The 13,182-nt window shown below is 70.6% G+C and carries 8 protein-coding genes; 6 read left to right on the top strand and 2 right to left on the bottom strand.

All coding sequences use genetic code 11. The features are described 5' to 3' along the window. The first annotated feature begins 30 nt into the window (after window positions 1-30). From rpoB to A2CP1_RS11830, 6 genes are all read left to right on the top strand, one after another. Window positions 31-4,299, top strand: coding sequence for a DNA-directed RNA polymerase subunit beta (gene rpoB / locus A2CP1_RS11855; protein WP_012526295.1), 4,269 nt, complete (start codon window positions 31-33; stop codon window positions 4,297-4,299). Window positions 4,300-4,399: 100 nt separating this feature from the next. Next, complete coding sequence (gene rpoC, locus A2CP1_RS11850) at window positions 4,400-8,584, top strand: DNA-directed RNA polymerase subunit beta' (protein ID WP_012633518.1); 4,185 nt, start codon at window positions 4,400-4,402, stop codon at window positions 8,582-8,584. A 430-nt stretch (window positions 8,585-9,014) separates the two neighbouring features. Next, window positions 9,015-9,740 carry a sigma-70 family RNA polymerase sigma factor gene (locus A2CP1_RS11845; RefSeq protein WP_011420650.1) on the top strand — a complete coding sequence of 242 codons (726 nt, stop codon included), beginning with the start codon at window positions 9,015-9,017 and terminating at the stop codon, window positions 9,738-9,740. A gap of 191 nt (window positions 9,741-9,931) precedes the next feature. Continuing rightward, window positions 9,932-10,534, top strand: coding sequence for a FliH/SctL family protein (locus A2CP1_RS11840; RefSeq protein WP_012633517.1), 603 nt, complete (start codon window positions 9,932-9,934; stop codon window positions 10,532-10,534). Continuing rightward, window positions 10,531-11,838, top strand: a complete 1,308-nt coding sequence (locus A2CP1_RS11835) for a FliI/YscN family ATPase (RefSeq protein ID WP_012633516.1) — start codon at window positions 10,531-10,533, stop codon at window positions 11,836-11,838. Before A2CP1_RS11840 ends, A2CP1_RS11835 begins: the two co-directional genes overlap by 4 nt. Continuing rightward, entirely contained in the window at window positions 11,835-12,311 is a 477-nt protein-coding gene (locus tag A2CP1_RS11830; RefSeq protein ID WP_012633515.1) for a hypothetical protein, read from the top strand. Before A2CP1_RS11835 ends, A2CP1_RS11830 begins: the two co-directional genes overlap by 4 nt. Window positions 12,312-12,321: 10 nt before the next feature. Here the strand turns inward: A2CP1_RS11830 and A2CP1_RS11825 are convergent, their stop codons facing one another. Further along, window positions 12,322-12,684 carry a response regulator transcription factor gene (locus A2CP1_RS11825; protein WP_012633514.1) on the bottom strand — a complete coding sequence of 121 codons (363 nt, stop codon included), beginning with the start codon at window positions 12,682-12,684 and terminating at the stop codon, window positions 12,322-12,324. Between the two features lie 5 nt (window positions 12,685-12,689). Next, window positions 12,690-13,163, bottom strand: a complete 474-nt coding sequence (locus A2CP1_RS11820) for a hypothetical protein (RefSeq protein ID WP_012633513.1) — start codon at window positions 13,161-13,163, stop codon at window positions 12,690-12,692. Window positions 13,164-13,182: the final 19 nt, after the last annotated feature.

Below are 13,182 nucleotides of genomic sequence, written 5' to 3'. Positions count from 1 at the left end.
GGTCTCGTTGGGGAAAGAGGACCGAAATCGATGGCGACGACGATTCAGAACAACTTCCGGATCCGGCGGAACTTCGGGAAGATCAACAAGATCGCCGAGATCCCCAACCTCATCGCCATCCAGAAATTCTCCTACGACAAGTTCTTGCAGGCCGACGTCCCGCCGGAGAAGCGGGACGACACCGGCCTTCAGGGTGTCTTCAAGTCGGTCTTCCCCATCAAGGACTTCAACGAGACCAGCTCGCTCGAGTTCGTGAGCTACCACCTCGAGAAGCCCAAGTACGACGTGGACGAGTGCCACCAGCGCGGGATGACCTACTCCGCGCCGATCAAGGTGGTCGTCCGCCTGGTCGTCTGGGACAAGGACGAGGAGACCGGCGCCCAGTCGATCCGCGACGTCAAGGAGCAGGAGGTCTACTTCGGCGAGATCCCGCTCATGACGGAGAACGGGACCTTCATCATCAACGGGACCGAGCGCGTCGTCGTCAGCCAGCTCCACCGCTCCCCGGGCGCGTTCTTCGACCACGACAAGGGCAAGAGCCACTCGTCCGGCAAGCTGCTCTACAACGCCCGGATCATCCCGTACCGCGGCTCGTGGATCGACTTCGAGTTCGATCACAAGGACATCCTCTACGTCCGCATCGACCGGCGCCGCAAGCTGCCGGCCACGGTGCTGCTGCGCGCGCTCGGCGCGACGCCGGACACGGCCAAGAAGGACCCGGTGGAGTTCCACGGGTCGGCCGAGGAGATCCTCAAGTACTACTACGACACCGAGACGATCCGGATCGAGGGGAAGGGCAAGTACGAGAAGGACCTCGTGCCCGACCTGCTCAAGGGCCAGCGCGCCACGCGCGACATCCGCGATCCCAAGTCGAACGAGGTGATCGTCAAGAAGAACCGCAAGTACACCGAGAGCGCGATCAAGAAGCTGGTCGCCGCGAAGATGAAGTCGCTCCCGGTGGAGCCGGAGGAGGTCTACACGAAGATCTCCGCCGAGGACGTGGTCGACGAGACCACCGGCGAGGTGCTCCTCGAGGTGAACGAGGAGGTCACCGAGGCCAAGGTCGAGGAGCTGCGCAAGCGCAACATCAACGAGTTCAAGGTTCTCTTCATCGACAACCTGAACATCCTGCCCGCGCTCCGCGACACGCTCATGCAGGACAAGATCTCCACGCCCGAGGAGGCGATCATGGAGATCTACCGCCGCCTCCGCCCCGGCGATCCGCCGACGCCGGAGACCGCGACGAACCTCTTCGTGAACCTGTTCTTCAACGCCGAGCGCTACGACCTGTCGAAGGTCGGCCGCCTCAAGCTGAACTACAAGTTCGGCATCGAGGAGCCGCTCGAGAACACGGTCCTCACCAAGCGCGACATCCTCGAGGTCGTCCGCTTCCTCATCGACCTCAAGAACGGCAAGCCGAACAAGGACGTCGACGACATCGACCACCTCGGCAACCGCCGCGTCCGCGCGGTGGGCGAGCTGCTCGAGAACCAGTACCGCATCGGCCTGGTGCGCATGGAGCGGGCGATCAAGGAGCGCATGAGCCTCCAGGAGATCGAGACGCTCATGCCCCACGACCTGATCAACGCGAAGCCGGTGACCGCGGTGATCAAGGAGTTCTTCGGGTCGAGCCAGCTCTCGCAGTTCATGGACCAGACGAACCCGCTCTCCGAGGTCACGCACAAGCGGCGCCTCTCGGCCCTCGGGCCTGGCGGCCTGACCCGCGAGCGCGCCGGCTTCGAGGTGCGCGACGTCCACTCCACGCACTACGGCCGCATCTGCCCCATCGAGACGCCGGAAGGCCCGAACATCGGCCTGATCGCGTCGCTGTCCACCTACGCCCGCGTCAACGAGTACGGCTTCGTCGAGACGCCGTACCGCAAGGTGGAGAAGGGCCGGGTGACCGACGAGGTGACCTTCTACTCCGCGCTCGAGGAGGAGAAGCACATCATCGCCCAGGCGAACGCGCCGGTGGACAAGAAGGGCAACTTCACCGAGGCGAAGGTCTGGTGCCGCAAGGAGGGCGAGTACATCTACGTCCGCCCGGACGAGGTGGACCTGATGGACGTGAGCCCGAACCAGCTCGTGTCCGTGGCCGCCTCCCTGGTGCCGTTCCTCGAGAACGACGACGCGAACCGCGCGCTGATGGGCTCCAACATGCAGCGCCAGGCCGTGCCGCTGCTCCGCACGCAGGCGCCGCTGGTGGGCACCGGGATCGAGGCCATCGTGGCCCGCGACTCCGGCGTGACCACCGTCGCGAAGCGCGACGGCGTGGTCCAGTCGGTGGACGCCTCGCGCATCGTGGTGAAGGCCGACGTGCCGACCTCGGCGACCGACGTCGCGAACGAGGTCGACATCTACAACCTCATCAAGTACCAGCGCTCCAACCAGAACACCTGCATCAACCAGAAGCCCATCGTGAAGCCGGGCGAGCGGGTGAAGAAGGGCGACGTCATCGCCGATGGCCCGGCCACCGAGATGGGCGAGCTCGCGCTCGGCCAGAACGTGGTGGTCGCGTTCATGCCGTGGCAGGGCTACAACTTCGAGGACTCCATCCTCCTCTCCGAGCGCCTCATCAAGGAGGACGTGTTCACGTCGGTGCACATCGAGGAGTTCGAGTGCGTCGCGCGCGACACCAAGCTCGGCAAGGAGGAGATCACCCGGGACATCCCGAACGTCGGCGAGGAGGCCCTCAAGGACCTCGACGAGTCCGGCATCATCCGCATCGGCGCCGAGGTGAAGCCCGGTGACATCCTGGTCGGCAAGATCACGCCGAAGGGCGAGACCCAGCTCTCGCCGGAGGAGAAGCTCCTCCGCGCCATCTTCGGCGAGAAGGCCGGCGACGTCCGCGACAGCTCGCTGCGCGTGCCGCCGGGCGTCTCGGGCACGGTGATCAACGCCAAGGTCTTCAGCCGCAAGGGCGTCGAGAAGGACGAGCGCGCCAAGGCCATCGAGGAGATGGAGGAGGCGAAGCTCCTCAAGGACCAGAACGACGAGATCAAGATCATCCAGGACTCGGCGTTCCAGAAGATCCGCCGCCTGCTCCTCGGCAAGGAGGTCACGGCCCGCCTGGTCGACGACAAGGGCGAGCAGCTCCTGAAGAAGGGCGACGTCCTCGACGACGCGCTGCTCGACACCGTCCCGCAGCGCTACTGGGGCGAGATCGCCGTCGCCGGCGACGTGCAGGACCTGGCGCGGAAGATCATCGAGAACTTCGAGGAGCAGAAGGAGCTCGTGAAGCTGCTCTTCGGCGAGAAGATCGGCCGCCTGAAGAAGGGCGACGAGCTGCCGCCGGGCGTGATCAAGATGGTGAAGGTGTACGTCGCCATCAAGCGCAAGCTGGCCGTCGGCGACAAGATGGCCGGCCGCCACGGCAACAAGGGCGTGGTCTCGCGCGTGCTGCCCGAGGAGGACCTGCCGTACCTCGAGGACGGCACCCCGGTCGACATCGTGCTCAACCCGCTCGGCGTGCCGTCGCGCATGAACGTCGGGCAGATCCTCGAGACGCACCTGGGCTGGGCCGCGCGCAACGTCGGCCTCCGGCTGCAGGAGATGATCGAGAAGGAGTGGGGCGCCGACCCGCTGCGGAAGAAGCTGAAGGCGGCGTTCGCCGGGACCGAGGGCGGCCCCGTCGGCGAGCGGCTCGCCGCGCTCATCGAGGACGTGCCGGAGAAGGAGCTGCCGAAGCTCGTGCAGAAGCTCCGCCGCGGCATGCACGTCGCGACGCCGGTGTTCGACGGCGCCCGCGAGGACGAGATGAAGGCCCTCATGGAGGAGGGCTCCGCGACGCTCCAGTCCATCCTGTTCGACGGCCGCACCGGCGAGCCCTTCGACCAGGACGTGACGGTCGGCGTCATGTACATGCTGAAGCTCCACCACCTCGTGGACGAGAAGATCCACGCCCGGAGCATCGGGCCGTACTCGCTCGTCACGCAGCAGCCGCTGGGCGGCAAGGCCCAGTTCGGCGGCCAGCGCCTGGGCGAGATGGAGGTCTGGGCGATGGAGGCCTACGGCGCGGCCTACTCGCTCCAGGAGTTCCTCACGGTGAAGTCCGACGACGTGGTCGGCCGCACCCGCATGTACGAGGCGATCGTCAAGGGCGAGAACACGCTCGAGTCCGGGCTGCCCGAGTCGTTCAACGTGCTGATCAAGGAGCTCCAGAGCCTCGCGCTCGACGTGGAGCTGCTCGAGACGCCGGAGGCGCAGGCGGCGCGCGAGGCCGCCGAGCGCGACCTCGGCGGCGGCCCGCTGGGCGCGCCGCGCGGCGCGGTCGCGTCGGGAGAGAAGAGCAGCGCGTAGCGCGCGCGTCCGGGGCCGCGCCCTCCCTCTCCCCGCCAGGGCGGGGAGGGGGCCGGCGCGAGGGTGCTGATCAGGTTTCCCAGCTTTCCAGGGAGTCGACGTGAAGGACATCTTCAATTTCTTCGAGAAGCCGAAGGACCCGCTCTCGTTCTCGGCCATCCGGATCTCGCTCGCGAGCCCGGACAAGATCCGGCAGTGGTCGCACGGCGAGGTGAAGAAGCCGGAGACCATCAACTACCGGACGTTCAAGCCGGAGCGGGACGGCCTCTTCTGCGCGAAGATCTTCGGCCCGGTGAAGGACTACGAGTGCAACTGCGGCAAGTACAAGCGCATGAAGCACCGGGGCGTGGTCTGCGAGAAGTGCGGCGTCGAGGTGATCCAGTCCAAGGTGCGCCGTGAGCGGCTGGGCCACATCACGCTGGCCACGCCGGTCGCGCACATCTGGTTCCTCAAGTCGCTGCCCAGCCGCATCGGCAACCTGCTCGACATCACGCTGAAGGACCTGGAGAAGGTCCTCTACTGCGAGTCGTACATCGTCATCGACCCGAAGGAGACCACCTTCCAGCGCGGCGAGCTCCTCTCCGAGGACCGCTACCAGAAGGCGCTCGACGAGTTCGGCGACGACGCGTTCTCCGCCGGCATGGGCGGCGAGGCGGTGCTCGGCCTGCTCCGTGGCGTCGGCCCGGCGAGCAAGGAGCACGGCGAGGGCATCCCCGGCCTCGCGAACGAGCTGCGCGCCGAGATGAAGGAGGCCACCAGCGACGCGAAGCGGAAGAAGATCGCCAAGCGCCTGAAGGTGGTGGAGGCGTTCGTCGCGTCCGGCAACAAGCCGGAGTGGATGATGCTGGAGGTCATCCCGGTGATCCCGCCGGACCTCCGCCCGCTGGTCCCGCTCGACGGCGGCCGCTTCGCGACCTCCGACCTGAACGACCTCTACCGGCGCGTCATCAACCGCAACAACCGCCTGAAGCGGCTCCAGGAGCTGAACGCCCCCGACATCATCATCCGCAACGAGAAGCGGATGCTGCAGGAGGCGGTGGACGCGCTGTTCGACAACGGCCGGCGCGGCAAGACCATCACCGGCCCGAACAAGCGGCCGCTGAAGTCGCTCTCCGACATGCTGAAGGGCAAGCAGGGCCGGTTCCGCCAGAACCTGCTCGGCAAGCGCGTGGACTACTCCGGCCGCTCGGTGATCGTGGTCGGCCCGGAGCTCAAGCTCCACCAGTGCGGCCTGCCCAAGATCATGGCGCTCGAGCTGTTCAAGCCGTTCATCTACAACAAGCTCGAGGAGAAGGGGTACGTCACCACCATCAAGAGCGCGAAGAAGATGGTGGAGAAGGAGCGCCCCGAGGTCTGGGACATCCTCGACGAGGTGATCCGCGAGCACCCGGTGCTCCTGAACCGCGCCCCCACGCTCCACCGCCTGGGCATCCAGGCGTTCGAGCCGGTGCTGATCGAGGGCAAGGCGATCCAGCTCCACCCGCTGGTCTGCACCGCCTTCAACGCCGACTTCGACGGCGACCAGATGGCCGTGCACGTGCCGCTCTCCATCGAGGCGCAGATGGAGGCCCGCGTGCTCATGATGAGCACGAACAACATCCTGTCCCCGGCGCACGGCAAGCCGATCATCGTGCCGTCGCAGGACATCGTGCTCGGCATCTACTACATGACCCGCGAGCGCGCGTTCGCGCGCGGCGAGGGCAAGGTGTTCGCGAGCCCGGAGGAGGTCCGCGCCGCGTACGACCAGGGCGAGGTGGACCTGCAGGCGAAGGTCTGGGTCCGCATGGACGGCAAGCGGGTCGAGACCACCGTCGGCCGCGTGCTGCTCTACGACATCGTCCCGCGCCGGCTGTCCTTCGACTCCATCAACAAGGTGATGGACAAGAAGCAGCTGCAGGGCCTCATCGACCTGACCTACCGCCTCTGCGGCGAGAAGGAGACCGTCCTCCTCGCCGACCGCGTGCGGTCGATGGGCTACGGGAACGCCACCCGGGCCGGCATCTCGATCGCGCTCGACAACATGGTGATCCCGCGGAAGAAGGTCGATCTGCTCGAGCGCGCCACGCGCGAGGTGGACGACATCCAGGCCCAGTACACCGAGGGCCTCATCACCATCGGCGAGCGGTACAACAAGGTCATCGACATCTGGGCCCAGGTCACCGAGGAGGTGGCGCAGGAGATGATGGGCGAGATCGGGACCGAGACCGCGGTGGGGACGGGCAAGGACGGCAAGCGCGAGGAGCGCCGGCAGCCGTCGTTCAACCCGATCTACATCATGGCCGACTCGGGCGCCCGCGGCTCCGCGCAGCAGATCCGGCAGCTGGCCGGCATGCGCGGCCTGATGGCCAAGCCGTCGGGCGAGATCATCGAGACCCCGATCACGGCGAACTTCCGCGAGGGCCTCAACGTCCTCCAGTACTTCATCTCGACGCACGGCGCCCGCAAGGGCCTCGCCGACACCGCGCTCAAGACCGCGAACTCCGGCTACCTGACCCGCCGCCTGGTGGACGTGGCCCAGGACGCGATCATCACCGAGTACGACTGCGGCGCGATGGACGGCATCACCCTCGGCGCGCTGGTCGAGGGCGGCGAGATCATCGAGCCGATGGGCGAGCGCATCCTCGGCCGCGTCGCGCTCGACGACATGCTCGATCCGTTCTCCGGCAACGTGCTCGTGAAGGCGAACGAGGAGATCGACGAGGGCAAGGTCAAGCTCATCGAGAACGCCGGCATCGACAAGGTGAAGATCCGCTCGGTGCTCACCTGCCAGGCGCGGCGCGGCATCTGCGTCGAGTGCTACGGGCGCGATCTCGCCCGCGGCCGCAAGGTGAACATCGGCGAGGCGGTCGGCGTCATCGCCGCCCAGTCGATCGGCGAGCCGGGCACCCAGCTGACGATGCGGACGTTCCACATCGGCGGCGCGGCGTCGCGACGGGCCGAGCAGTCCACCATCGAGAACCGCAACGCCGGCCTGATCAAGTTCAACAACGTGAGCGTGGCCAAGAAGCGCGACGGCACGCTCATCGTGATGAACCGGAACGGCGAGATCATCGTCACCGACGACCAGGGCCGCGAGCGCGAGCGCTACGGCGTGGTGTACGGCGCGAAGCTGCTGGTCCGCGAGGGCCAGAAGGTCGAGGCGAACCATCTGCTGGCCGAGTGGGATCCCTACTCGATGCCGATCATCACCGAGGTGGCCGGCCGCGTGAAGTACGGCGATCTCGTCGACGGCGTCACCATCAGCGAGCAGGTGGACGAGATCACCGGCCTGGCCCGCAAGGCGGTCATCGCCTCCAAGGACCCCGACGCCCGCCCGCGCATCTCGATCAAGGACGAGGAGGGCAGGACCAAGAAGCTCGCCAACTCCGACGCCGACGCCCGCTACATGCTGCCGGAGGGCGCGAACCTGGTGGTGAACGACGGCGACGAGGTCGACGCCGGCGACGTCATCGCCAAGATGCCCCGCGAGACCACCAAGACCAAGGACATCACCGGCGGTCTCCCGCGCGTCGCCGAGCTCTTCGAGGCCCGCAAGCCCAAGGAGCACGCGGTCATCTCCGAGATCGACGGCGTGGTGGCGTTCGGCAAGGACACCAAGGGCAAGCGCAAGGTGGTCATCACGCCCGAGGTGGACAGCAAGCTCCGGCCCGATCTCGCGAAGGAGTACCTGATCGGCAAGGGCAAGCACATCTCCGTCCACACCGGCGACCGCGTCCGCGCGGGCGAGGCGCTCATGGACGGCGCCGCGAACCCGCACGACATCCTGCGGGTGCTCGGTGAGAAGGAGCTCGCGCGCTGGCTGGTGGACGAGGTGCAGGAGGTCTACCGGCTCCAGGGTGTGAAGATCAACGACAAGCACATCGAGACGATCGTGCGGCAGATGCTGCGCCGCGTGCGGATCGTGGACGTGGGCGACACCGAGTTCCTGGCGGACGAGCAGGTCGAGAAGTTCGCGTTCGAGGAGGAGAACGAGCGCGTGCTGAAGGCCGGCGGCCGCGCCGCCCAGGGCGAGCCGCTGCTGCTCGGCATCACCAAGGCGTCGCTCTCGACCGAGTCCTTCATCTCGGCCTCGTCGTTCCAGGAGACCACGAAGGTGCTGACCGAGGCCGCCATCAGCGGCAAGGTCGACTACCTCCGCGGCCTCAAGGAGAACGTCATCATGGGCCGCCTGGTGCCGGCCGGCACCGGCCTCGGGGCGTACAAGCACCTCGACATCGAGGTGGAGACCCCGGTGGACGCGGTCGAGGAGGCGGAGGAGGCCCTGGCCGTCGGGGCGGAGGAGTAGCGAGCCGCCCGGCGAACGCCTCGCCGCGACCAAGGGTCCGGTCCCAGAAGGGGCCGGGCCCTTTCCTTTTTGATCGGGCGCATGAAGTTGTCCGGACCGGTAAGCACCCGCTTATCGGCTGTGGTGGGGTGTCGCGCCTCGGCCGCCCCGATCGGAGTTCGGTTTCGACTTGATCTACCGCAAGTCCAGTGGTTTGACGTGGGAGCAGGCGGGCGCTCGCATGGGACCGGAATGCGGATGCCGGGCTCATGTTCATATTGGCGGAGTCCGGAGGCGGTGGCGGGTCGGCAGAGGAGTGGACGGCGAAGAAGTCCGTCCTGTCGGTCGGTTCCGGGCTACTTGACTGGTTCGGTCCATTATTTTAACCTGACGTTACGTAACCTCCCCGAGATGGATTGACGCAGGACAGGACAGGTAGAGAGGCAACGGAATGAGGACGGCGAGCACGCAGAGAGGCAGCAAGGAGTTCGATGAGCTGGCCCCCTACCTCAAGGCGGTCCGCGACTTCCCGCCGCTCACCCGCGAGGATGAGCACGCGCTGGCCATCCGGGCACGCAAGGGCGAGGTGTCGGCGAAGCAGAAACTGGTTCGCCACAACCTCGCGTTCGTGGTCGCCATCGCGCGCAAGCAGCGCCGCGGCACGGTCCGGCTCGACGATCTGATCCAGGAGGGCAACGTCGGCCTGATGCGCGCCGTCGAGAAGTTCGACCCGCACGCCGGGACGCGCTTCTCGACGTACGCGGTGTGGTGGATCCGCGCCTACATCGGGAAGTACCTCAAGGAGGCGCGCTCCACGGTGCGGCCGCAGAGCGGCACCGTCGCGCAGCCGGACCTGTCGCTCGACAGCGCCATCGACGAGGAGGGGGACGCCACCCACCTCGAGCGCATCGAGGACGACGGTCCCGGGCCGGAGGACACCTACCTCTCCGGCGAGGGCGACCGCGAGGTCCGCGACGCGCTCGGCAAGGTGCGCAAGCGGATCGGCGAGCTGGGCTGGGACATCGTCCACAACCGGCTCGAGCAGGACCAGCCGCGCACGCTGGAGGAGATCGGCAAGCGCTGGGGCGTGTCGCGCGAGCGCGTCCGCCAGGTCGAGCTGAAGACCAAGCAGTTCCTGCACCGGTACCTCCAGCCGGTCGAGCGCGACGCCGCATAGCCGCGCGAACGCATCGCACCGCGCCGCCTCGGTCGGCGCACCTCGAGGCCCGCCCCCGCACCGGAGGCGGGCCTCGTCGCATCCGGGTGGGGCGGCGGCCCTGCCGTATGGCGCGGGCGACCGAGCCTCTTCGCGGAGCGTGCGGGTTCGGACCTTACCCGTAGTAGAATCGCGCCCGGCGCGGAGGGCGCATGTCCAGGGTGCTGAAGGACGGGCCGGGGAGCCGTCGCATCGAGGGCGCGGTCTACGAGGCGGGCGCCCGGGCGCGCGCGCTCCTGGAGGCCGCGCGCGCCGAGGCCGCGCGCCTGCTCGAGTCGGCCGCCGCGGAGCGGGAGGCGATCCACGCCGCGGCGGCTCGGGACGGCCGCGAGGAGGGGCTGGCCCGGGCCGCGGCGGCGCTCGCGACCGCGGGGGAGGCCCGCGCCGCGCGGCTCGCCGGGCTGGAGCGCGAGGTGGCGCGCCTGGCGCTCGACGTGGCCCGCCAGCTGCTCGGGCGCGAGCTGGCGGCGGCCCCGGAGGCGGTGGCCGACCTCGCGGCGCAGGCGCTGGCGCGCGCGCGGGATCGCCGCGAGGTGATCCTGCGGGCGAGCCCGGCGGACGCGGCGCTGCTGCGCGCCGAGCCGGCCCGCTCGCGGCTCGCCGCGCTCCTGGCGCGCCCGGAGGGGCCGGCGCTGCGCGAGGACCCGGCGCTCCCGCGCGGCGCGGTGGTGGTCGAGACCGAGGGCGGGCGCATCGACGCGCGCGTGGAGGCCCAGCTCGCCGCCCTGGAGCGCGCGCTGGAGGAGGCGCCGTGACCGTGGACCTGGGGCGGGTGCGCGCCGCGCTCGGGGAGGCCGCGCCGCTGCCGCTGCGCGGGCGGGTGACCCGCCTGACCGGCCTGGTGCTGGAGGCGGCGGTGGGCGGCGTGCGGCAGGGCGAGGCGGTGGAGATCCGCGCGCCCGGGCGCGAGCCGCTGCAGGCGGAGGTGGTCGGCCTGCGCGACGACCGGGCGGTGCTGGTGCCGTTCGGCGACCTCGGCGGCGTCGGCCTCGACGCGGAGGTCGTCCCGACCGGCCGCGCGCACACCATCCGCGCCGGGCCTGGGCTGCTGGGGCGGGTGCTGGACGGCCTGGGCCGGCCGCTCGACGGCGCGCCGCTGCCGGCCGGGCTGGAGGAGTGGGCGGTGGATCGGCCCGCGCCGAACCCGCTCGCGCGCCGCCCGGTGGCGGCGCCGCTCCCGCTCGGCGTCCGGGTGCTGGACGGGTTCCTCACCGCCGGCGAGGGGCAGCGGATCGGGCTGTTCGCCGGCTCCGGCGTGGGGAAGTCCACGCTCCTCGGCCAGCTCGCCCGCGGCGCGCGCGCCGACCTGTGCGTGGTGTGCCTGGTGGGCGAGCGCGGGCGCGAGGTGCGCGAGTTCCTGGAGGGCCCGCTGGGCGCGGAGGGCCTGGCCCGCAGCGTGGTGGTGGCGGCCACCAGCGACGCGCCGGCGCTGGTGCGCCTGAAGGCGGCGCACGTGGCCACCGCGGTGGCGGAGTGGTTCGCGGAGCGCGGCGACCGGGTGCTGCTCCTGGTGGACTCGGTGACCCGCTACGCCCGCGCGCTCCGCGAGGTCGGGCTCGCGGCGGGCGAGCCGCCGGCGCGCCAGGGCTACCCGCCCTCGGTGTTCGCGGCGCTCCCGCGGTTGCTGGAGCGGGCCGGCAACCGCGCCCGCGGCGGGATCACCGCCGTGTACACGGTGCTCGTGGCGGGCGGCGACCTCGAGGAGCCGATCGCCGACGAGGTCCGCGGCATCCTCGACGGCCACGTGGTGCTCGACCGCGCCGTGGCGTCCGGCGGCCGCTTCCCCGCGGTGGACCCGCTGCAGAGCCTTTCGCGCGTCATGCCGGCGGTGGCGGCCCCGGCGCACCTGGCGGCGGCGGGCCGGGTGCGGGCGCTGCTCGCGGCGCACGCCCGGGTGCGCGACCTGGTGGCGCTCGGCGCCTACCGGGCCGGCGCGGATCCCGAGGCGGACCTGGCCCTGGCCCGGCTGCCGGCGATCGAGGCGTTCCTCCGGCAGCCGCTCGGCGAGGCGGCGCCGTTCGAGGAGACGCTCCGGCGGCTCGAGGCGCTGGCTGGGTGAGCGGCGACGCGTTCCCGCTCGCCGCGCTGGAGGCGCTGCGCCGCCGCGAGGAGGACGCGGCGGGCGCGGCGGTCGCCGCGGCGCGGCGGGAGCTCGACGCGGCGCAGGCGGAGCGCGCGCGGCGCGCGGCCGCGCTCCAGGCGGCGCGAGGTGAGGCGGCGGCGCGCGGGCGGGAGCTGCCGGCCCGCGCCTCCGCGGCGGCGCTCGCCGCCACGGTCCGCCACGCCGCGCGGCTGCGGGACGAGGCGGAGGCGCTCGCGGCCGCGCTCCGCGGGGCGGAGGTGGAGGTGGCCGCCCGGGGCGAGGCGCTCGACGGCGCGCTCGCCGCGCTGAGGGCGGCGTCGCGCGCGCGCGAGGTGCTCGGGCGGCGCCGCGCCGAGTGGGAGTCCGAGCGCCGGCACCGGGCGGACCGGGCCGCGGAGGCGGAGCAGGACGACCGCGGTCGCGCAGGGCCGCCCGACCGCGAGCCGTGACGCGCGCGGCTCAGGCGGCGGCGAGCAGGCCGCGCAGGCAGGCGATCAGCTCGGCGTTGTCGAACGGCTTGCGGACGAAGCCGCTCGCGCCCGCCTCGACCGCCTTGCGCGGCAGGTCCGGGCCGGGCCGCGCCGAGACGACCAGGATCGGCCCGCCGAAGCCGGCCGCGCGCATGCGCCGACACAGCTCCAGCCCGTCCATCCCCGGCATGGCCACGTCGAGGAGCACCGCGTCCGCGTCGGCCAGCGCGCCGAGCGCCTCCTGCGCACCCGGCGCGACGCGCGGCGCGAGCCCCTCCAGGTCGAGCAGCGTGGCGAGGAACTCGCAGATGGCGGCGTCGTCGTCGACGAGCAGGACGCGGGGCGTGGGCACGCGCGTCACCTCTGCGCCAGCGGGGCGTCCAGCCTGCCCTCGCTGCACTCCACCCGGAGCGAGCGCGGCTTCAGGTGCGCCGGGGCGGGCGCGCCGTCCTTCTCGAACCGGCTGGTGGCGAGGACCAGCTTCTGCCCGTCGCGCACCGTCGGCGTGCGGAAGCTCCAGCCGCCGTCCAGCGTGAGCACCACGTCGGTCCAGATCCGGTCCGACGCGTTCCACACCATGATCTGCGTGCCGATGACCTCGTCGCTCATCCGCACCTCGGCGCCGAGCGCGTTCCGCGGGCCGGAGGACGGGCACGCCACCCACACCGTGCCGAGCGACAGGAGCGCCCAGGAACCGACCACCGCGGCGCGCAGCCTGAAGCCGCGCGTGGACTTCCGGTAGCCGTCGGCGACGTCCTGGGCCAGGTCGCGCGCGAGGTGCGTCACCCGCTGCGCGGCGGCCACCGCGTCGGGACGGAGCGTCTCCTTCATGGCGGCCGAGCCTACCGCC

Origin of the sequence: Anaeromyxobacter dehalogenans 2CP-1, from assembly GCF_000022145.1 — a bacterium.
Lineage (GTDB): Bacteria > Myxococcota > Myxococcia > Myxococcales > Anaeromyxobacteraceae > Anaeromyxobacter > Anaeromyxobacter dehalogenans.
This window is presented reverse-complemented; position numbering and strand designations above follow the sequence as displayed.